Origin of the sequence: Rhizobium acaciae (assembly GCF_025941625.1) — a bacterium.
In the GTDB taxonomy this organism is placed as follows: domain Bacteria; phylum Pseudomonadota; class Alphaproteobacteria; order Rhizobiales; family Rhizobiaceae; genus Rhizobium; species Rhizobium acaciae.
Genome location: NZ_JAPCZO010000028.1, coordinates 26,150 through 44,537 on the forward strand (window position 1 = coordinate 26,150; position 18,388 = coordinate 44,537).

Below are 18,388 nucleotides of genomic sequence, written 5' to 3' on the forward strand. Positions count from 1 at the left end.
CGAGCGTCAGCCGTTGCGAAAAGTGTAGCCGTAACCGCTGATTGCCGGCGCGCCGCCGAGATGCGCGAAGAGAATCCTCGATCCTTCTGGAAAGAAGCCTTTCCGGACAAGGTCGACCGTTCCTTGCATCGATTTGCCCTCATAGACCGGGTCAGTAATTATGCCCTCGAGCCTTGCACACAGGCGGATGGCCTCCTTCGTTTCCTCTGACGGAATGCCATAACACGGGTACGCGTAGTCCTCGAGCAACATCACATCATCGTCGGCGATTTCCATGTCGAGTTCGACGAGCTTGGCGGTATGCCGGGCAATTTTTAGCACCTGCGCCTTGGTTTGAGCGGGGGTTGCGGAGGCATCGATACCGATCACGTTGCGCTGTCGCCCGTCTTTGGCGAACCCGACGACCATGCCGGCTTGCGTCGAGGCCGTAACTGCGCAAACCACGACATAGTCGAAGGTAAATCCAAGGTGTTTCTCCTGTTCACGGACTTCCTCAGCGAAGCCGACATAGCCGAGGCCCCCATACTTGTGAACGGAGGCCCCGGCCGGTATCGCATAGGGTCTACCGCCTCTTTGCTTGACCTCTTCGAGCGCCTGTTCCCAACTGCGGCGGATACCTATGTCAAAGCCCTCATCAACCAGCCACACCTCTGCACCCATGATCCGGCTCAGGAGAATGTTGCCTACTCTGTCGTAAACGGCATCCTCATGTGGTACCCAGCTCTCCTGCACCAGGACGCATTTCATGCCGATCTTTGCGGCGACCGCAGCGACCATTCGCGTGTGGTTCGACTGCACGCCGCCAATCGAGACAAGCGTATCGGCATTCGACGCGATCGCATCGGGGATGATGTATTCGAGCTTGCGTAGCTTGTTTCCGCCGAAGGCGAGACCGGAGTTGCAGTCCTCGCGCTTGGCGTAGATTTCCACCTTTCCGCCTAAATGTTCGCCGAGGCGGTCGAGCTTCTCAATGGGCGTAGGCCCAAAGGTAAGCGGGTAGCGTTCGAACTTTTCCAGCATGTTCTCTCCAGTGGCATGCGATTGTGCTGAGGCTCGCTGCGCGAACGCCCTCTAACGTAAGGGGCGTTCTTCCTATTCGAGATCGACCGCGTTCTCCCAGATGGGCCGTTGATGGTGTTTCCAGCGATGCCGAATCAAACCGTACGTTGGCGTATCAGCAACGCCTACGTTACGGGAAAGCCGCATCTCTCTCGGGTTGGAACGACCTGAATGCGGTCGCCTCTGGCCATCCTGGACACGGCATTCGTTCCATGACAATGTTCATTGCTTGTCCAAAGTAGCGCGCATCTGTGCGCTGTTTGTCATCGTCCGGCCAAGCGAACGGAGACGTGCTGCGCGTTTGACGCAAGGTGGGCACATCGGAGAGGTCATTCATCACCCTCACGATAGTTTTGCGACTGGTAGCGAACTCTATGGCCATGCTCAGCCCTTTGGGCACGTCTCTCAGCGCAGCCAGACCGCCAAACCAAAAAGAGCAAGCCCACGAAATAACCTACCTGAAGAAGCAGCGAACCAGCGAGCGTTGTGACGATTGCCCTGCTGATGGAATGCCAGACGAGGTAGACCACTATAGGGTTGGTGCACAGGAACAGCAGCAGGATGCGCCAAAAGATTCCGAAGGACAACGTCGTTCTCTCCTAATGTATTCGTCAACTCAAGCAACAATCGTGTCAGCCGCAACATGGGTCTGGCAGTTCTTCGGACAGACGCGGGCACAAGCTCCACAACCGATGCAGCGCCCAGTATGATCGACCACCATCATCATGCGATTGAGATCCCCATCGAAGTCGTCGTCCTCGTCGTCACAGATGCCAAGGATTTCACCCGCGTCGTCGACACCGTAAAGGTGCATGACCTGGCGCGAGCACACCTTGAAGCAGCGGCCGCAGCCGATGCAGGTCATGCCATCGATAGCGGTCAGATATTCGGGCATCCAGTACGAGCCGTCGCGGGTAAGGAAAGGGCTCGTCATCGTGCGTTCTCCAACGCGCTGAGCTCTCTCTTGGCAGCCGCCAACTCCGCAAAAGCAGCGAACGTTTTCTCGGCAACCACTTTGATTTCGGTCCAATTGACCGGGAGGTCCTCGGCGAGGTCGTGCAATTCCATCTTCGCAGTGCCGGCTCGAGACTGCAGTTTGCGGACTTTCTTCTTAAATTCCTCAAGATCTGACATGATCTCCTTCCTCGGAAAGCTGGCTCACGCCCGTGCCACATCGGGATAGACCTCAATGGCCGCTATCGCATCGTTGACCAGTGTCGCACCCGCTTTCGCGAGTTTGCCCAGTGAGTCGAAGCCGAATCGATGGACATCGCGTAGGGACTTCGACAGAACGACCAATCGCCCGGTCGTGAGAACCACTCGGCCGAAGCCCTCATGGTTCATCATCAACGTCGACGATATCAGCAGGCCGGAGCACTCCTCGATTGCAAGCGCCACGCCGGTGTAGAAAGTCTCGAGCCTCCACAGCACGTCCGGATCGGGATCGCCAATGATCGGGATCGCACGGCGCTGCGCCTTCGTGACGATGAAGCCGGCCAGCAGGGCAGCGTCAGATTTGACTTCCCATGTTCCATAGGTGTCCCGGGCACGGATGAGCCGCATGAGGCATCTGAGGAAAGGGGTGTCAACGGCCGTATCGTTAGCGTTGATAGCATGGATGACCGGGGTATCGGACGGTGTTTTCATCATTCAGTCCTCGTTCTCAAAGGATTTTTTTTCGGCAGCACCTGCTTCCGTCAGCACCTTGCGCAGCCAAGGCGGAGGAGCCGTCCTGAGCATGGTCTGGGTTCGCGACAGTACGTCTTCGATGGATTGAGGCTGCTGCACTTTGATTGGATGGATTTTTGCCGAGACAAGCTTGGCTGCCGAAGGCCCGCCGATAGCCAGGCAAAATAGTAGGTGACAGCCTTTCAACGCGTTAACCTTCGGGGTGATGCGATCCTCGCCCTCAGCCTGCTGCTTCCCGCTCTCGTCGGAAACATCTTCAAAGGCAACGGCTTCAACGAAATTCCGGGCATCGGACGTCACGTCATAGACGGCGAAGCGCTTGGCCGAACCGAAATGGGCGTTGAGGTTTTTCATGTCTTGCGTGGCGATCGCGATGCGCAACGCGCCGCATTGCCGTTGCGGCGTCGGTGCGTGAAGTTCGTCATTAACGAGCGATAGGCGACGGGCGGCGTTCATCTGGCATGTCTCGGTTACGGAATGGATCGAGTGATTGAGGCGTTGGCGCGTGCTGGTTGGCCTGGAAGATGTTGGCCACATCGAAGATCAGGTCGCGCGTTCCTTGGTAGAGCGTCGTGAGCTTGTGCTGACTGCCGAGTCGGTCGAAGATCGGGAAGCCAACGCGCATGAGCGGAATGCCCAGGCGGTCGGAAGCCTGTCGTCCATGCGAATGGGTGACGAGAAGATCAGCGCCCGCGGCAAGGCCCTCGAGATCGCCAAGATCACCGACCTGAACCGCATCGGCAGGCACTTTCTCGAGTATCTTCGAGGTGCCGGTCGTGGTGACGGCAGCCGAAATTTCGGCCCCCATGCCGGTGAAAAACGTCGCGAGTTGATAGAGTTGGTCGGGCTCGGCGGCGATGGCAATCTTCTTGCCACTGTAATGAAAATGCCCATCGAGCAAGGCGTCCTGTAGCTGAGCGCGGCGCCGGCGGATTTTCGCTGGCGCCGGCGCACCGGAGATTGCGGAAAGCAACGATACAAACCGGTCGGCGCCCTTCAATCCTGTAAGGGTCTGAAACAGCGCATAAGGCACTCCGGTCAGTTTCTGCAGCATCTCCGCCGGACCGCGCATGTGCTCTCCAATCGCGATGCACTGCACCGCCGTGCCAAGTTGTTGGATCTCCTCAACGCGGGTGCCACCATAGGTGGTCGACACCCACCGGTCGTCCGGAACCGTGCCGTCGAGCGAACTGGAGAGGTCGGGCAGAATCACCGGCTTGAGGCCGAAGCTTTCCACCGTCTCGCGCAAATGCTCGATGTCGGCGACAGTCAGATTCCAGCCGGGCAGGATTACAATCTTCTTTGACTGCCGCGCCTGCTCACCATGCCGTGTAATCCTTTCAACCATTGCGGTGACGGCCTTGGTCCAGCCCTCCTCGATCGCGCCCTCGAAATCCGGGGTGGCGGCCAGCACGATCTCCGTACCTGAGAGTTCATTGGCGCACTTCATCTTGATGGTCGAGAGATCCTTTGCGAAATCTTCGCCTCGGGTTTCGACCAGCGCCGTGGTACAGACCCCGATCAGTTTCGGGTTCGTGCGGGCCTTGAGATTGAGGATCGCCTCCTCCAGATGGTCCATGCCGCCGAGGATCGTCGCCACTTCGTCCATCGCCGTTGTCTGCAAAGGGACGGCTTCCTTGAAGTGCCGCACGAGAAGGACCAGGGCGAAGCTCGTGCAGCCCTGGCTGCCATGGAACAACGGTATGGCACCACTAACGCCAAGAAAGGCGAGAGCGGCGCCCAGCGGCTGAGACGACTTTAGCGGATTGACCGCTGCCGATTTGGTTTGAGGAAGAATGCGGGTCATCGGTTTTCCTCAAGGGTCGCCGAAGCCGCCGGCGGCTGTTGTGTGACTACTTTTGCGAAGGCGTGGGCAGTCTCGGTTTTGCTCTGCGCATCCGGCAGTTCTTCCTTCACAGTGGGTTGGTATTCCCACGGTGCCGGCTCCCGCACTTGACACCACATCGGGTTATGAATGGCGAGATCGATCTGGCGAACGAGCTCCACCGTCCCGTCGTAGCCGGCATAGGGGTGGTGACGCTCCTGATTGATATCGAGCCAGGGTGTCTTGGCTTTCAATGCGATGAATTGCGTGCGCCCGCCCGACAGCATGATGTCGACCTTCTGTTCTGAGAGCATGTCGTAAAGCTCGCGCGGCGCCATGGATTCAAACATGTGGCCCTCATCCTTGAGAATCTGCTTGATCCGCTCCTTGTCTTCGACCGTCGATTTCTTGACGGAGGTGCCGACGATCTCGACGCCGATCTCCATTAGCGCATGAACAATCGACCAGGACTTCACACCCCCGGTGTTGAGCAGCACGCGCTTGCCCTCGAGCCGCGGCCGGTATGCCGCTAGTCTCTTCCATGCAATCGCCTCCTCCTCAGCGATCAGTGCCTCGGTGCGCTTGATGATGTCCGGATTGGCGCCCTTCGCGACCACGAGCTTCGCGATCTGCCTGAGTGCTTCTGAAGTGTCGCTAATGCCGTAAAAAGAGCCCTCAAAGAACGGAATGCCCCAGCGCTCCTCCATCTTGCGGGCAAGATTGATGAGCGCGGTCGAGCACACCAGCATGGCCGCGCAGGCACGGTGCGCCGAGGCAATATCGAGGTAGCGCGCGTCGCCCGGAATACAGGCGCGCACCCGGATGCCTAGCCGATCAAGGAGCGGCTTCACCAGCCAGAACTCACCGGAGAGGTTGAATTCGCCAAGGATATTGATGTCGTAAGGGCTGGCATCGTCAGGCTCCGCCGTCCCGATGACATGATCGAGCAATGCCTCGCCGGCAAGCTTGTTGCCAAGGTTCTTGGAACCGACGAAGCCGGGCGCATTGATCGGCACCACTGGCAAGCCGAACTTTTCCGCTGCACGCTTGCAGACCGCCCCGATATCGTCGCCGATCAGCGCCGTCACACAGGTCGAATAGACGAAGATCGCCGACGGCGCATGCGCTTCCTTAATCTCGCGGATTGCTCTGAAAAGCTTCCGCTCGCCCTGCCCCATCACCACATCGAGTTCGGTGAGGTCGGTCGTGAAGCTTCTACGCCAAAGGGTTGGTCCGGACGAAGCCGCGCCGCGGTTGTCCCAGGAATTGCCCTCGCAGCCGAGCGGTGCATGAACGAGATGTGCCACGTCGGTGATCGGCTGGAGCACAATCTTGGCGCCATCGAAAGCGCAGCCGCCGGCTGCCGCGCCGGGGGTCAACGGTTTCGAACAACCCTCTTTGCGCGCCTTGTCGTCCTTGCCGCGATTTATCTCGCAGCCGGGCTCGTCGAAAACATCCTGTATTTTAGCGGTGGGCGAATGCATTGCGCCGGTCTCCAAGTCCATCGGAATACGGTTGGCCGCATCCGGGCCAACAGCCGCTTCTACCGGGTGAGGTCATATGAATAGTCCGTCACACCGACCTTGCTCGTTTCGCGATCGAGCTTGTCGAAGATCTTGTCGAGGATCGTCGTCAAGACGCGGAGCCCCCCTTGGTAGCCCATGAGCGGGAAACGATGGTGGTGGTGGCGATCGAAAATGGGAAACGTCAGCCGGATCAGCGGCGTGCCGGTGTCCCGCTCCAGATATTTGCCGTAGGAATTGCCGATCAACAGGTCCACCGGTTCGGTGAAAAGCAACGAGCGCATCGCCCAGAGATCCTTGCCCGACCAGACCTGGGCATCCTTGCCGAATGGGGAGGATGCAAGCAATTCCTTCATCTCCGCTTCCCAGGCGGACGTGCCGTTGGTGGCGAGGCAGTGCATCGGCTCCCCGCCGGTCTCCATCACGAACCGGGCCACAGCGTAGACGAAGTCAGGATCGCCGTAGATCGCGTATTTCTTGCCATGCAGCCAAGCTTGGCTGTCCGCTATTGCGTCCACAAGCCGACCGCGCTCCAGGCCGATTGTCCCAGGGATTTCCTTGCCGGATATCTCCGAAACCTTCATCAGGAATTCGTCGGTCGCCTTCAGCCCTAGCGGATAGTGGAAGGAGGCGGTCACCTGTCCGAACTCCTGGCAAAATTCCAACGTCTTGCGGGTGCTGTAGTGCTGCAGCGACAGTGTCGCTTCGGCGTTGAGGGCCGCTTTCACGTCCTCGATCTTCGTACCGCCGTCATACATGCGATACATGCCGTCCGAGGGTGTGTCGAATTGGTCGGAGGCATCCTGAATGAAGGCATAGGATACGCCCATCACGTCGAGGAGGCGCTTCAGCTCCCGATTGTTGCCGACGCAGAAGCCGTCGAAACCCGGAATGATATTGATGGACCCGGCGACTTCCTTGCGTTCCTTGCCCTTCCAGAAGTTCTCCAGGATACCCTTGACCATGCCGTCATAGCCATCGACATGGCTGCCGACGAAGGCCGGCGTGTGAGCGAAAGGAACGTCGAAGTCAGCCGGGACCGAGCCTTGGCCCTTGGCGTTTTCGATGAAGCTGTGCAGGTCATCACCGATGACTTCCGCCATACAGGTGGTGGAGACGGCGATCATCTTCGGGTCATAGAGCGTATAGGTGTTGGCAAGCCCGTCGATCATGTTCTTCAGTCCGCCGAACACCGCCGCGTCCTCTGTCATCGAAGACGAAACTGCCGATGAAGGCTCTTTGAAGTGTCGCGAAAGGTGCGAGCGGTAATAGGCGACGCAACCCTGGCTGCCATGGACGAAGGACATGGTCCGCTCGAACCCCGCGGCCGCGAACACTGCGCCGAGCGGCTGACAGGCTTTGGCGGGGTTCACGACAAGTGCTTCGCGGGCGAGGTTCTTTTCCCGGTATTCCCAGGTCTTGGTGTATTCGCCTTGATCGGTAACGATCTGGTCCGGGTGCGGACATTCGAAATTCAGCTTTTTCTCGGCAAGCATTTGCCTGTATTCCGGCTCCCGGAACAGCGGAGCATGGTCGAGAATTTTTTCGGCCGACTGCGGCATGGTCATCACCTTTTTGCATCTGGCGCGCCCGGACGCCGGCACAGGGCGTCGAGGCTTTTTCAGCTTTTCTGCGGATCAATGGGTGCTGGCGTTCATCGCCTTCCTGGTCGCGGGAGGCCGGATCCTCATTCGGCTGCGACCGCGTCAGGCTCCATGGCCTTTTTCTTCCACGGGGCTTCGTAAAGGTCCCAGATCGGGCTGTTTACGGCCAGATCCATATCGCGGGCGAAGATGGCGAAGCCATCATAGCCATGATACGGGCCGGAATAGTCCCAGGAGTGCATCTGGCGAAACGGGATACCCAGCTTCTGCACCGGGTACTTTTCCTTGATGCCGGAGCCGACGAGATCGGGGCGGATCCGCTCGATAAACTTTTCCAGCTCGTAACCGGTCACGTCGTCATAGATCAGGGTCCCCTTCTTCACATAATGGCCGGTGCGCTGATAATCATCGTTGTGAGCGAACTCGTAACCGGTGCCGACGATCACCATGCCGAGGTCCTCATAGGCCGTGATGACGTGACGAGGGCGCAGCCCGCCGACGTAGAGCATTACCGTCTTGCCTTCGAGGCGCGGCCGATATTTATCGATGACCGCATCGACCAGGGGCCGGTACTTGGCGATGACCGCCTCGGTCTTGTCCACGATTGCCGGCCCGAAATGCTCAGCTATCTTGCGCAGAGAGGCCTCGATCTGGGAGGGGCCGAAGAAATTGTATTCCATCCAAGGGATGCCGTATTTTTCCTCCATGTGGCGGCAGATGTAGTTCATCGAGCGGTAGCAATGGATGAGGTTCAGCTTGGCCTTCGGCGCACGCTCGACTTCAGCGAGCGTCGCGTCCCCCGACCAGTTGCCGACCACACGCAGTCCCACTTCCTCGAGCAGAATGCGGGTGGCCCAGGCGTCGCCTCCGATGTTGTAGTCGCCGACGACATTTACGTCGCAGGGGCCGGGCTCGAAATCTGCGTTTGCCTCGTCGAAGACCCAGTCGCGGATCGAATCGTTGGCGATGTGGTGGCCAAGCGATTGCGAGACGCCGCGAAAGCCCTCGCAGCGCACCGGCACGATCTTCGTTTCGTGCTCCTTGGCTTTCTTGCGTGACACCGCCTCTATATCGTCGCCAATCAGACCAATCGGGCATTCCGACTGGATGGTAATGCCGTTGTTCAAGGGAAACAGCTCTTCGAGCTCATCGATTATCTTTTCAAGCTTCTTGTCGCCGCCGAAAACGATGTCCTTCTCCTGGAAGTCGGAGGTAAACTGCATGGTCACGAAGGTGTCGATGCCCGTCGTACCGACGTAATAGTTACGGCGCTGCGACCAGGAGTAATGGCCGCAACCGACCGGGCCATGTGAGATGTGGACCATGTCCTTGATCGGCCCCCACACCACGCCTTTGGAGCCGGCATAGGCGCAGCCGCGGATCGTCATCACGCCCGGAATGGACTTGATATTTGACTTGACGTCGCATTCGGAAAGGACCTCGCCCGTCTCGCTGCCGTCCTCCCCACCCGTTGCGACGCTTAGATGGTTCTTGCGGCGTTTTGCCGCCTTGCCCGGATACTGCGACAGCACTTCCTCGATAAGCTTCTCATGGAAAACGCCGTCATTCTCGTAGTCGAGGCTCATGGGGCCTGTTCCCTTTCAAGGTTAGGGTGACGCCTAGCGGCGAGGCCGCTTTTTAAGAAGAGCGCGCCGGGTCAAGAACCGGCGCGCTCCTGCTGGCGGCAGGGGGCGTTATTGGACAACCGCCAGCGTGGCTTCCTTGGCCTGAAGCTCGACAAGCATCTGCTCGTCGGTTTTCATGATGCCAAAGTCGAGCAACATGTCCTCGAGTTCCTCCATGGTAATCGGGGTCGGGACGGTGCCCTGGCCCGAATTGGCATGGATCTTCTCGGCTAGCGCGCGATATTCTCCGGCCTGCTTGGAGTCGGGCGCATACTCGATCACTGTCATCTTCCTGAGCTCGGCGTGCTGGACGATGTTGTCACGCGGCACAAAGTGAATGAGCTTGGAATTGAGCTTGGCAGCCAGCGCCTCAGAGAGATCGAGCTCGCGGTCGGTCTGGCGCTCGTTGCAAATCAGCCCGCCGAGCCGCACACCGCCGGAATGAGCATATTTCAGGATACCCTTGGCAATGTTGTTGGCTGCGTAGAGCGCCATCATTTCGCCGGACATGACGATGTAGATTTCTTGCGCCTTGTTCTCGCGGATCGGCATAGCGAAGCCGCCGCATACCACGTCGCCGAGCACGTCGTAGGAGACGTAGTCGACGTCGTCATAGGCGCCGTTCTCCTCGAGGAAGTTGATGGAGGTGATGACGCCACGGCCGGCGCAACCGACGCCCGGCTCCGGGCCACCGGACTCCACACACTTGATGCCTCGGTAGCCGACCTTCAGGACGTCCTCGAGTTCGAGGTCTTCCACCGAGCCTTCCTCTGCCGCGAGATGCAGAACCGTGTTCTGCGCTTTCGAGTTCAGGATAAGGCGGGTGGAGTCGGCTTTGGGATCGCAGCCGACGATAAGAATCTTCTGCCCGAGATCGACAAGGGCCGCGAGGGTATTTTGAGAGGTGGTGGACTTGCCGATCCCCCCCTTGCCGTAGAATGCGATTTGACGCAAGTCTGACATGTTGCCTTCCTTCCTTCGTTCCATCCATCGCGCAATGGCGGTCGGCAGCTCGCGCCGCCTCGCAATGAAGAAGTTCAAGACTCGTGCCAGATCTGCCTGATCGAGCCGAAGGAGACTTTTTTGCTTGTTTTACAGCTAGTTACACCAAGCCGAAACAAGAGGTCGGCTAAACACGTCTGTGTCGCTGATCCGACAAAGCCGACGGTATTTGTCGGATGCTGTTACTTTGCGATCGCTTGGATTGACCTCGATTAGTGATGACGACAGCAGAATCAACGTGCTTCGAAATGGAGGCGAACGAACATCCGTCCTCCCAGGTGGAGTAGCGAGAGTTTGGCGACGACGATCGCACCATCACTGAACCGGGTTCTCGACGGCCGGCCACGCCGCTTGTGCCGAATGCGGCGGCGCCACAGGCCAGCAACCGGCGCACGTTCCCGACGAGATATGATGCGATTTTTCAGTGCAGACTGTGCCTCAGATCTCGACCGAGGCATCCTGCACCCATTGTCTGATTTGCAGAGACCGCGACGGGGTAGTGATCGGCTGCTTCCGATCGCGCTCATACTCAGTATACGGAATTATTTCTGAGCTCCCTCGGCACAGTTGGCACGACATTTGTAACTCCATGTCGCGAGTCGGCAGGAGCTGCCAACCCATGTCGTGGGTGACAGTTCGCTCGATAAAAATGACCAAGACCCATTGGCAGAAAGGACCGCTTATGGAGCTCAGGGTGCTGGGTAACCTCGATCCGCGCTGGCCGGCATTGTGTTCGTCACCGTCAGCCGGCCCGGATCAACTCGCGTTGTGTTCGCCTCCGACTACTCGGTCTCCGGCGGTCACCCACGAGCAAGGAGATCGGCTTGTCCGACTGGATCACCCTGACACCAATCACGCGGCAATGGAGATCGCGGGAAAAAGAAAACCCGCGCTACATACCGCGAAGGACCGGCCGGCTGATGTCTGAGCTGGCCCTGCGCTTGACTTTGCCGGGATGTGCAGACTCAGCCTTCCGCCCGCAGAATTCAGTAGTTTTCCCTGTGTTTATCAACCCGACCCACGGTCAAACCATTCTCGCTCAAATCGTCGCCTATTCCCTTGCTTTCCAAAGCGCAAATCAGGCGCTGATCGGCGTCGAAAAGGGTTCACCGCTCGCAAAGTGCGACACCTTTATGCGGTGTGGGTCTTTCGACGCCTGCCTTGCAGTTGTCATACTTATTGTACAAATATTGCGCTGCAACATTACCGTTCTGTCCTGCCCCTGTAGCTGCGAACTCCCTGATGATACGTGATAGAAGGAGTGCCCTATGGCAAATTCAATGAGCAATGCCGGCGCGTCCGTCACGAACCGAGGCCACGTCGATATCGGCGCCGCTGTTCAGCGATCTCGCGAAGCGATGGGATATAGCGTCGAAGATCTTTCATTGACCTGCGGACTGACTTGCGCAGAAATCACAAGTATTGAACTAGGTGCTGATGTCGATCCCGACAGGCTCAGGCGCATAGCGGCTGCACTTCGAGTGCCAACCTCCACGTTCCTGCTTGAATAGCGGGAGAGGCGTCACACTGCTTGCGATACCCAAGCCTCCTGCATGCAAAGGCCAGCCATCAACCACGGAGGTAATGGCAATCTCTGCAGCAAGACCACGGCAGCGCCGCCGGTGAGCTTGGCAAGCGCTCCTGCAGCTTCTCGCGATCATCTGGTGTCGTCTCTACGATCTGTGCCTTGATCTGCGCAAACGCGGCCATCAATCTCGGCTGTCGCGCCGGCGCCGTTGATGATCGTGGTGTTCCCCTTTTCAATCGAGACCTTCGTTGCACGGCCGAGCATGTCGAGTGTGACGTTCTCCAACTTGATGCCGAGGTCCCGCGAGATCTCGGTGCCTTGCCGCCAGGATTGCTATATCCTCCAGCATGGGCTTGCGCCGGTCGCCATCTGCGGCGAGTTCGATGTCTCGCTCGGAGTCCATCGGGTTCATGCCGGAGGTGACGGCCTTCGGTCCTTTCCCTGACTATTCGCCTGCGCGAGCTCGGTCGCGGTCGTAGTGCCGTCAGCGTCCGGCAAGGAACTCTCCCAAGCACCTCGGAACAACCGGTAGTCGACCAAAGCACGCTGTTGTCCTAACTAGTGGTCACTCTGTGATCCGGGCTGCGTGACCAAGCGACTTGTTTACTGCTGGGATGATCTTTTCTCCCCAGAGCTCGATTTGCCGCAACATCGTCTTCTGGTCGAAATCGCCCAATTGGGTCTGAATCGCAATCTGAGCCGGTCTCAGGATACTGATTTCTTGAAGCAGGCGGTCGATCACCCGATTCACACTGCCGATCGGCAGGTTCTCGCGCATGGTCTCGAACGACAGGTCCCGTTCCGTCGGCGTTTCCTGCAGCAAATAGCCGTCCTTGCTTTGCTGGCGGCGCTCGTACAGAGCCTCCGATAACCGGCGTTGGAAGCGGGCATTATCGAGATAGCTGTTGATGTCCGCCTCGTCGTCGCTGGCATAGCAGCAGCGCAACAGCGACACCTTTGCGTCCGAGACATTCTTACCCTCGAAGGAAGCTGCTTTTTCCAGGCTTTCCCGCAATGTGCTTAACGCGTCCAGGCCATCGTGAAATGCCGTGACCAAAACGTTGTGTCCCTGTCGAAAAGCCCGGCTCATGCTGGGTGGCGACGCCGCGGCAACCCAGATTGGCGGCCTAGGCTTCTGAACCGTGCGTAGCGAAATCGCCGTCGACGGTATCTTCAACTGACGGCCGTCGTGCTCGAAGATTTCTTGATCGAGGCCCTTGAGGATAATGTCCAGATATTCGGAAAAAACGGCCGGCGCCTGATCGATGTCGATGCCGAAGCGGTCGAACTCGAACTGCTGGTATCCGGAGCCGACGCCGAGCTCAAGGCGGCCGTTCGAAAGGATATCGGCGAGGCCGATCTCGGAAAGCAGGCGCTGCGGTTGGTAGAGCGGTAGCACGCAGACAGCGGTGCCGAGGCGAATAGTGCTCGTTACGCCCGCGCAATGCGCCACCATCATCAAGGGCGACGGAACCAGCGAGTAATTGTTAAAGTGGTGCTCAGCGAACCATACGGTGTCAAAGCCTGCCTGCTCCGAAAGAACTGCCTGTTCGATTGAGTTGCGAATGACGCTGTCGGATGATTGATGATAACCACGCTGGGCTGCGAGGATGAATGTCGCGAATTCCATGGCGTTTCCTCAGTTATAGGGAGATTGGTCCGTAGGGAGACTCGACAGGCGCGCGATTTCCGAAAGCTTGGCACTGCTTTAACCGGCCGCCGCACGCCGCCCGGCAGATGGTCGACAATCGTTTCGCAGCCCCCGTTAGTTGTTCCTGTCGGGGTTACCTTCGGATCAGGCATCAGCCCTCGTCCAGGTGGAGGATCGAGCCGCTGAAGCGCTTTACCTCGGATGCTGCCGGCGGGGTCTGCTCCTCAAGCCAATCGTAGACCACGGTGCGCTCGGCGTATCGCCATTCCCCTTCCCTCTTCTGAAACAGGTCGCAATAGCGACCGCAAGGGAGAGCCTGGTGTATTCTCCTGGCCCTTTCCGGCCCGCGTTGCCGAGCCGTAAAGTAACTCTCGACGGCGGCCTTTGCCGGGCCGATGAACTCGTTCAGAACGTTGGTGATCTGATGGATGTTTCGCGGTTTGGTCTTGAAGATACCCAGCGCGAGCTCAACGAGAGCCTCGGCCGAGCCGGAATAGACCCCGTGACTGTCATGCGCATCGGGCCAGTACGAGCTACGTAGCGCCGCCTCATCCGCGCGGTCCACCCCGCGGCAGTACCGATAGAGACGGTCGCGGATCGCCTCGCGGTCGAGTAATTCGGCAATTTTTTCGTGGTCCATGGTTTTGTCGCGGATCTGAGAGTGGAAGAGACGTGTTCGCGCATCAGCTACATAGCAACTATTCGGACTGTTTCGGCGGTTGAGGCAGCTCCGCTGTAGGCAAACACTGGCCACCGATTACGCATCGATGTGAACAGCCACCGCAGAGGAATTGGCACAGCGACTGAATGTCCGGGCACAGGCTGTTGCGGTCCTGCACCGGGAAAGCTCTTGTCACTTGAAGTCTCCACGATCTTGATTGAACAAGAACCGATCAAGTAGTTCATCGGGCAAGCGATCAATTTCCAGTGCATGATCGGGGCAGGATCGAGCGCCTCGTGACGCGAGGAGTTCGTCCCTCTCAGCAACCTCGATGTCACCGGGCAGGATATAGCCGTGCTCATCCAGCTTGAAGACGTGGGGCGCTTGCGACCAGCATCGCGCGTGCCCCTGGCATTTGGCATTGTGGACGATGATGCGCATGCGGTACCTCCATGTCTGTGCCCCCTGCGGCCTTTGATCAGGACCAGTCCAAGATCACATTCTCAATTCCGAACACCTGGCCGCCGAAGGTGATGGGCGACGTACCTTCTTTGATCCGGAAGGCCGGGATGCGGGCCAACCACTCCTCGAGTCCAACGACAATCTCCCGCCGGGCAAGGTGCGAGCCAAGACAACGGTGGGGACCACAGGCAAAGGCAGAGTGGCGATTGTCCTCTCGTGCGAGATCGATCGTGTCGGGGTGATCGAATTCCGCGGGATCACGATTGGCAATCGCCGTGGCGCAGGAAATGTAGTCGCCCTTACGGATCGGCGCGCCTTCGAAATCGATATCTTTCCTTGCTACGCGGATCATCTGCACGGTCGAATAGGCCCGCAGCAATTCTTCGGCTGCAGGCACGATCCGTTTCGGTTCGTTCCGCAGCAATTTTTGATCTTTGGGACTGCGCGCTAAATAGGCCAAGTCGAAGCCTATTGCCGTAGCGACCGTGTCGAGTCCTGCGACCAACAAAAGCACGCCGATGCCACGGACCTCCTCGCCGGTCAGTGGACGGCCATCGACCTCAGCTTCAACGACGAAGGTCATGAAATCAGCGGCCGGATCTTTGCGGCGCAGGGTTGCAAGTTCATCGATGAACTGCACAATCGCCCGCGCTGCCGCCGTTCGTATGACAGCGTCTCCATGGAGCAGATCCTTCCCCCAGCCCACAAATATGTCGAGCCGCTCATCAGATAGCCCCAAAAGGCAAAGAAAAATGCTCACCGCAAAGGGAAAGGCGAAATCCTTCATAACGTCACAACTTGTGCTCGAAGCGGAGATCCTGTCGATCAGCGCGACTGCGCGCTCACGGACGACCGGCTCCAGCTCCATTACCCGCTCGAGCGAAAACAGGGGATTGAGTAACGAGCGAAAGACGGCGTGGGCCGGCGGGTCGAGTTCCAGAGGGATCATCGGCCAGTTTTCGCCGAGCGCCGAGGCGAAGATGCTGCGATGGCTGGAAAAGGTCTCGGGATCCTGTAGCACTCGGCGTTGGTCCTTAGCGCGCGTGATGACCCAGGTCCCTCGGCCATCGCGCGTGTTGTTGGGAGAAAAAAAGATTGGCGGCCCGTCGTGGAGGCAAGCGACAGCTGCGTGCGGATCCCCGTTGGGCGTGCGCTGCATGTCGGGCGACATGAACAGGCTGAAGTCCTTCACCATCTCGGGTGGGACATGATCTGGGATCGGCTTGCTCACCACTTTGGTTTCTCCTACCATCAAACCATTCGCCAATTGGTGTCTTCGCTACCCGGCAAGGCATGGGCTCTCCGCCGCGTGTAGCTGCTCGACCAAAGGGGCGAGCGAAATCGTCGAGACACAGCACTTCCAATCTCGGACAGCGCACCGCTTACGTTGAACTCAGTAGCGCGTCTCCGAATACGAGCCGGCAGCTGTCACCGCCTCCCAAGCACGGTCTTCAAAACACGTGCCAGTTTGGCGGATTTGGCGGAGGGAACAAATTTGCGATTGCCTTTCAGTTGTTTAGCTTGAGGCAGAAGAGGAGATTGGCTGAATCCGCCTGCGTCGAGAATCGAACAAACCCCACCTATTGTCCGGACTGGCACTGCTTGGGAACGTCGCCTTCCGCAGAAAAGCGACCCTGCAGCGGATCGTTATTGTGTTTGGTGCTCGTCACTTCGGAAACGCTCCGTAAACGGCACCATGGTTATCGTTAAATGCAGGTGAGTTCATTCCAGTACGGGCCTACCGCTAACCGTGCCTTCCTCGTTGCACAGAGGAATTGGTCACGGACCTCTCGCTACTAGGGAAAGAGTGTTAGCCGTCGTGCGTTCATGTCTTGCACAATGCTTGAGACTGCGCTCTGCTCTAAGCTAAGGTGGCTCATCAATGCGGACTCCACCACTCCCGTTGCATTGCCAAGGTGGGACATCGCAACGGCCAGCTTGGCGAGACTTTTCCCAAACGATAGAGAAAGCTTGGATGCGGTTATTTCCATGCGTAAAGGGTGAGTGCAAAAACAAAAATTATCAACGATTTTGCACATCTCGCAATTCGATGCCGCTTCGGCAATTTCCCTAAAGATCCTCTCCGCTCGAAGTGCGAGTTCTGCTGGGTCCAGTTCGTTACAGGTGGCGGTGCGTAAGGGAGACTGATGCCGCGCGCGCCCTATTGCCGAGCTGAGGATGTCTCGTACCACGGCATATAAGTCCAATAGAGCCCACTCGGTGAGTGGCCTCGTGAAGTAGCCCCTTTGAGGAAGGGATATGATCTTTCCTTCAGCTGCAAGTCGGATAAGCGCTTCGCGTACAGGAGTACGGCCGATGTTGAGTTTGGACGCCAGTTCGTTGTCCCTGAGGTGCTGTCCCGGCACCAAGGCGTAGCTGTAGAGCAATTTGAGGACAGCATCGTAGGCTGTGTCGGACTTCGCGCGCGCCTTTGGGATATCTATTCCGCGGCACTGGGGGGTTTTCTCGCAGAACCACATCTTGCTCTCCTTTGTCGGCGTCCATTTGAGTAAGTTCGTGGGATCAAACAACATCCAGTGCCGGCGGCAGGAGTTGACCAAGGCCAAGCACACTATTGCATCGGTTGCGCCATCGGCTTCAAGCGGTTGTTCCTTCCTGAACCCATATAAATAGATTTTTTCATATGTCCTGAAATATATTATTTTAGGTCCTGACGGCGCGTGATTTATCCGAAAGCGTATTGAAAATATACTTTATACGTCCATTGCCTTTTCGGTCAGGATTGCTCAACCTTCGTTCATGAAGGAGGAATGACAATGGATCAGGCACTTTTCACAGCCGGGCCGATCGGCCCCGTTGAGCACCCGACGAAGACGCTACGTGATCTCATATGGTCCAGCGAGCTGTCTTTCCTTATGGAAGCCCATGATGGACTCTCGGCGGCGATTGCGAAGCAGGCTGGCTTCAAGGGCCTTTGGGCCTCGGGACTTTCGATCTCTTCGGCACTCGGCTATCGCGACGCCAGCGAGGCGAGTTGGACCGAATTGGTCGATGTGGTGGAGCGCGTGGCCGACGCTAGCGGACTGCCAATCCTGGTCGACGGCGACTCGGGGTTCGGCAACTTCAATAACGCCCGGCTGCTAGCGATGAAGCTCTTGAAGCACGGGGGCGCCGGCGTCTGCCTGGAGGACAAGGGCTTCCCGAAGGTAAATAGCTTCGTCGGAGACCACCACCGCCTCGCCGATATCGGTGAGTTTTCCGGCCGCCTCAAAGCGGTCAAAGACACAACAGGGAACGACCTCGTGCTGGTCGCCAGGACCGAAGCGTTGATTGCCGGCTTCGGTCTGGAAGAGGCACTGAAGCGCGCTGACGCCTATGCCGATGCCGGCGCAGACGCGATCCTGATTCATTCGCGCAAGAGCGATGCGGACGAGGTTCTCTCCTTCATGAAACAGTGGCAGAAGCTTCCGATCGTGATTGTGCCGACCAAATACTACCGCACGCCGGTCTCGACTTATCGAGATGCCGGTGTCTCGACTGTGATCTGGGCGAATCATGCGATGCGGGCTGCAGTCGCCGGGATGCGCGAGGTATGCAGTCGCATAGCTGCGGAAGAGAGCATTGCCGGAGTCGAAGCGGTAGTTGCCACACTCGACGAGGTCTTTGGCCTCTTGCGTTATGATGAATTGGCATCGGCTGAAAATCGCTATCTGCCGAAGCATGAATGAAGGGGGCACCTCCTTGAGAGACTCCGTATGGCTTCGATTACATCTGACAACACGCAGAGATATGTGGCAA

The 18,388-nt window shown here is 58.1% G+C and carries 19 protein-coding genes and 1 pseudogene; 3 read left to right on the forward strand and 17 right to left on the reverse strand.

The window, feature by feature from the left end; genetic code table 11:
• Nucleotides 1-6: 6 nt before the first annotated feature.
• From OLZ32_RS32615 to nifH, 11 genes are all read right to left on the reverse strand, one after another.
• Nucleotides 7-1,020, reverse strand: coding sequence for a 1-aminocyclopropane-1-carboxylate deaminase (locus tag OLZ32_RS32615; protein WP_264424435.1), 1,014 nt, complete (start codon nucleotides 1,018-1,020; stop codon nucleotides 7-9).
• A 368-nt stretch (nucleotides 1,021-1,388) separates the two neighbouring features.
• The gene (locus OLZ32_RS32620; protein ID WP_264424522.1) at nucleotides 1,389-1,589 is read right to left on the reverse strand and encodes an exopolysaccharide production repressor protein; all 201 of its coding nucleotides are present in this window, start codon (nucleotides 1,587-1,589) and stop codon (nucleotides 1,389-1,391) included.
• Between the two features lie 86 nt (nucleotides 1,590-1,675).
• Nucleotides 1,676-1,993, reverse strand: coding sequence for a ferredoxin III, nif-specific (fdxB, locus tag OLZ32_RS32625; RefSeq protein ID WP_264424436.1), 318 nt, complete (start codon nucleotides 1,991-1,993; stop codon nucleotides 1,676-1,678).
• Nucleotides 1,990-2,193, reverse strand: coding sequence for a CCE_0567 family metalloprotein (locus OLZ32_RS32630; RefSeq protein ID WP_264424438.1), 204 nt, complete (start codon nucleotides 2,191-2,193; stop codon nucleotides 1,990-1,992). Before OLZ32_RS32630 ends, fdxB begins: the two co-directional genes overlap by 4 nt.
• Nucleotides 2,194-2,217: 24 nt before the next feature.
• The gene (locus tag OLZ32_RS32635) at nucleotides 2,218-2,706 is read right to left on the reverse strand and encodes a NifX-associated nitrogen fixation protein (RefSeq protein ID WP_264424524.1); all 489 of its coding nucleotides are present in this window, start codon (nucleotides 2,704-2,706) and stop codon (nucleotides 2,218-2,220) included.
• 3 nt (nucleotides 2,707-2,709) lie between these two features.
• The gene (gene nifX, locus OLZ32_RS32640) at nucleotides 2,710-3,204 is read right to left on the reverse strand and encodes a nitrogen fixation protein NifX (protein ID WP_264424439.1); all 495 of its coding nucleotides are present in this window, start codon (nucleotides 3,202-3,204) and stop codon (nucleotides 2,710-2,712) included.
• Entirely contained in the window at nucleotides 3,173-4,555 is a 1,383-nt protein-coding gene (gene nifN / locus OLZ32_RS32645) for a nitrogenase iron-molybdenum cofactor biosynthesis protein NifN (protein ID WP_264424440.1), read from the reverse strand. The genes nifX and nifN overlap by 32 nt, the downstream gene beginning before the upstream one ends.
• A complete protein-coding gene (gene nifE, locus OLZ32_RS32650; RefSeq protein WP_264424442.1) occupies nucleotides 4,552-6,057 on the reverse strand; it encodes a nitrogenase iron-molybdenum cofactor biosynthesis protein NifE in 1,506 nt (501 codons plus the stop codon). The genes nifN and nifE overlap by 4 nt, the downstream gene beginning before the upstream one ends.
• Nucleotides 6,058-6,116: 59 nt before the next feature.
• Nucleotides 6,117-7,658 carry a nitrogenase molybdenum-iron protein subunit beta gene (gene nifK, locus OLZ32_RS32655; RefSeq protein WP_264396714.1) on the reverse strand — a complete coding sequence of 514 codons (1,542 nt, stop codon included), beginning with the start codon at nucleotides 7,656-7,658 and terminating at the stop codon, nucleotides 6,117-6,119.
• 125 nt (nucleotides 7,659-7,783) lie between these two features.
• Nucleotides 7,784-9,286, reverse strand: coding sequence for a nitrogenase molybdenum-iron protein alpha chain (gene nifD / locus OLZ32_RS32660; RefSeq protein WP_264424444.1), 1,503 nt, complete (start codon nucleotides 9,284-9,286; stop codon nucleotides 7,784-7,786).
• 108 nt (nucleotides 9,287-9,394) lie between these two features.
• Nucleotides 9,395-10,288: a nitrogenase iron protein gene (nifH, locus tag OLZ32_RS32665; protein ID WP_264396769.1), complete on the reverse strand. Its 894-nt coding sequence runs from the start codon at nucleotides 10,286-10,288 to the stop codon at nucleotides 9,395-9,397.
• A gap of 863 nt (nucleotides 10,289-11,151) precedes the next feature.
• Here nifH and OLZ32_RS32670 point away from each other — a divergent pair.
• Entirely contained in the window at nucleotides 11,152-11,580 is a 429-nt protein-coding gene (locus OLZ32_RS32670; RefSeq protein WP_264424446.1) for a hypothetical protein, read from the forward strand.
• Between the two features lie 15 nt (nucleotides 11,581-11,595).
• Complete coding sequence (locus tag OLZ32_RS32675) at nucleotides 11,596-11,838, forward strand: helix-turn-helix domain-containing protein (RefSeq protein WP_264396717.1); 243 nt, start codon at nucleotides 11,596-11,598, stop codon at nucleotides 11,836-11,838.
• A 92-nt stretch (nucleotides 11,839-11,930) separates the two neighbouring features.
• Here the strand turns inward: OLZ32_RS32675 and groEL are convergent.
• From groEL to OLZ32_RS32705, 6 genes and pseudogenes are all read right to left on the reverse strand, one after another.
• Nucleotides 11,931-12,222, reverse strand: a pseudogene (gene groEL / locus OLZ32_RS32680) (chaperonin GroEL); the annotation flags it as partial.
• Between the two features lie 198 nt (nucleotides 12,223-12,420).
• Complete coding sequence (locus OLZ32_RS32685; RefSeq protein ID WP_264424448.1) at nucleotides 12,421-13,485, reverse strand: LLM class flavin-dependent oxidoreductase; 1,065 nt, start codon at nucleotides 13,483-13,485, stop codon at nucleotides 12,421-12,423.
• 172 nt (nucleotides 13,486-13,657) lie between these two features.
• Entirely contained in the window at nucleotides 13,658-14,146 is a 489-nt protein-coding gene (locus OLZ32_RS32690) for a nuclear transport factor 2 family protein (RefSeq protein WP_264424450.1), read from the reverse strand.
• 213 nt (nucleotides 14,147-14,359) lie between these two features.
• Nucleotides 14,360-14,608, reverse strand: a complete 249-nt coding sequence (locus OLZ32_RS32695; protein WP_264396719.1) for a ferredoxin — start codon at nucleotides 14,606-14,608, stop codon at nucleotides 14,360-14,362.
• Nucleotides 14,609-14,645: 37 nt separating this feature from the next.
• The gene (locus OLZ32_RS32700; RefSeq protein ID WP_406649215.1) at nucleotides 14,646-15,824 is read right to left on the reverse strand and encodes a cytochrome P450; all 1,179 of its coding nucleotides are present in this window, start codon (nucleotides 15,822-15,824) and stop codon (nucleotides 14,646-14,648) included.
• Nucleotides 15,825-16,425: 601 nt separating this feature from the next.
• Complete coding sequence (locus OLZ32_RS32705; RefSeq protein WP_264424454.1) at nucleotides 16,426-17,109, reverse strand: GntR family transcriptional regulator; 684 nt, start codon at nucleotides 17,107-17,109, stop codon at nucleotides 16,426-16,428.
• A 291-nt stretch (nucleotides 17,110-17,400) separates the two neighbouring features.
• Between OLZ32_RS32705 and aepX the strand changes: the two genes are divergently transcribed.
• Nucleotides 17,401-18,318, forward strand: a complete 918-nt coding sequence (aepX, locus tag OLZ32_RS32710; RefSeq protein ID WP_406649189.1) for a phosphoenolpyruvate mutase — start codon at nucleotides 17,401-17,403, stop codon at nucleotides 18,316-18,318.
• Nucleotides 18,319-18,388: the final 70 nt, after the last annotated feature.

What these genes read in the sequence shown, in the direction of transcription:
- OLZ32_RS32615 (WP_264424435.1), bottom strand. Translation starts at nt 1,020, where the DNA reads ATGCTGGAAAAGTTCGAACGCTACCCGCTTACCTTTGGGCCTACGCCC.
- fdxB (WP_264424436.1), bottom strand. Translation starts at nt 1,993, where the DNA reads ATGACGAGCCCTTTCCTTACCCGCGACGGCTCGTACTGGATGCCCGAA.
- OLZ32_RS32630 (WP_264424438.1), bottom strand. Translation starts at nt 2,193, where the DNA reads ATGTCAGATCTTGAGGAATTTAAGAAGAAAGTCCGCAAACTGCAGTCT.
- OLZ32_RS32635 (WP_264424524.1), bottom strand. Translation starts at nt 2,706, where the DNA reads ATGAAAACACCGTCCGATACCCCGGTCATCCATGCTATCAACGCTAAC.
- nifX (WP_264424439.1), bottom strand. Translation starts at nt 3,204, where the DNA reads ATGAACGCCGCCCGTCGCCTATCGCTCGTTAATGACGAACTTCACGCA.
- nifN (WP_264424440.1), bottom strand. Translation starts at nt 4,555, where the DNA reads ATGACCCGCATTCTTCCTCAAACCAAATCGGCAGCGGTCAATCCGCTA.
- nifE (WP_264424442.1), bottom strand. Translation starts at nt 6,057, where the DNA reads ATGCATTCGCCCACCGCTAAAATACAGGATGTTTTCGACGAGCCCGGC.
- nifK (WP_264396714.1), bottom strand. Translation starts at nt 7,658, where the DNA reads ATGCCGCAGTCGGCCGAAAAAATTCTCGACCATGCTCCGCTGTTCCGG.
- nifD (WP_264424444.1), bottom strand. Translation starts at nt 9,286, where the DNA reads ATGAGCCTCGACTACGAGAATGACGGCGTTTTCCATGAGAAGCTTATC.
- nifH (WP_264396769.1), bottom strand. Translation starts at nt 10,288, where the DNA reads ATGTCAGACTTGCGTCAAATCGCATTCTACGGCAAGGGGGGGATCGGC.
- OLZ32_RS32675 (WP_264396717.1), top strand. Translation starts at nt 11,596, where the DNA reads ATGGCAAATTCAATGAGCAATGCCGGCGCGTCCGTCACGAACCGAGGC.
- OLZ32_RS32685 (WP_264424448.1), bottom strand. Translation starts at nt 13,485, where the DNA reads ATGGAATTCGCGACATTCATCCTCGCAGCCCAGCGTGGTTATCATCAA.
- OLZ32_RS32690 (WP_264424450.1), bottom strand. Translation starts at nt 14,146, where the DNA reads ATGGACCACGAAAAAATTGCCGAATTACTCGACCGCGAGGCGATCCGC.
- OLZ32_RS32695 (WP_264396719.1), bottom strand. Translation starts at nt 14,608, where the DNA reads ATGCGCATCATCGTCCACAATGCCAAATGCCAGGGGCACGCGCGATGC.
- OLZ32_RS32700 (WP_406649215.1), bottom strand. Translation starts at nt 15,824, where the DNA reads ATGGTGAAGGACTTCAGCCTGTTCATGTCGCCCGACATGCAGCGCACG.
- OLZ32_RS32705 (WP_264424454.1), bottom strand. Translation starts at nt 17,109, where the DNA reads ATGTGGTTCTGCGAGAAAACCCCCCAGTGCCGCGGAATAGATATCCCA.
- aepX (WP_406649189.1), top strand. Translation starts at nt 17,401, where the DNA reads ATGACAATGGATCAGGCACTTTTCACAGCCGGGCCGATCGGCCCCGTT.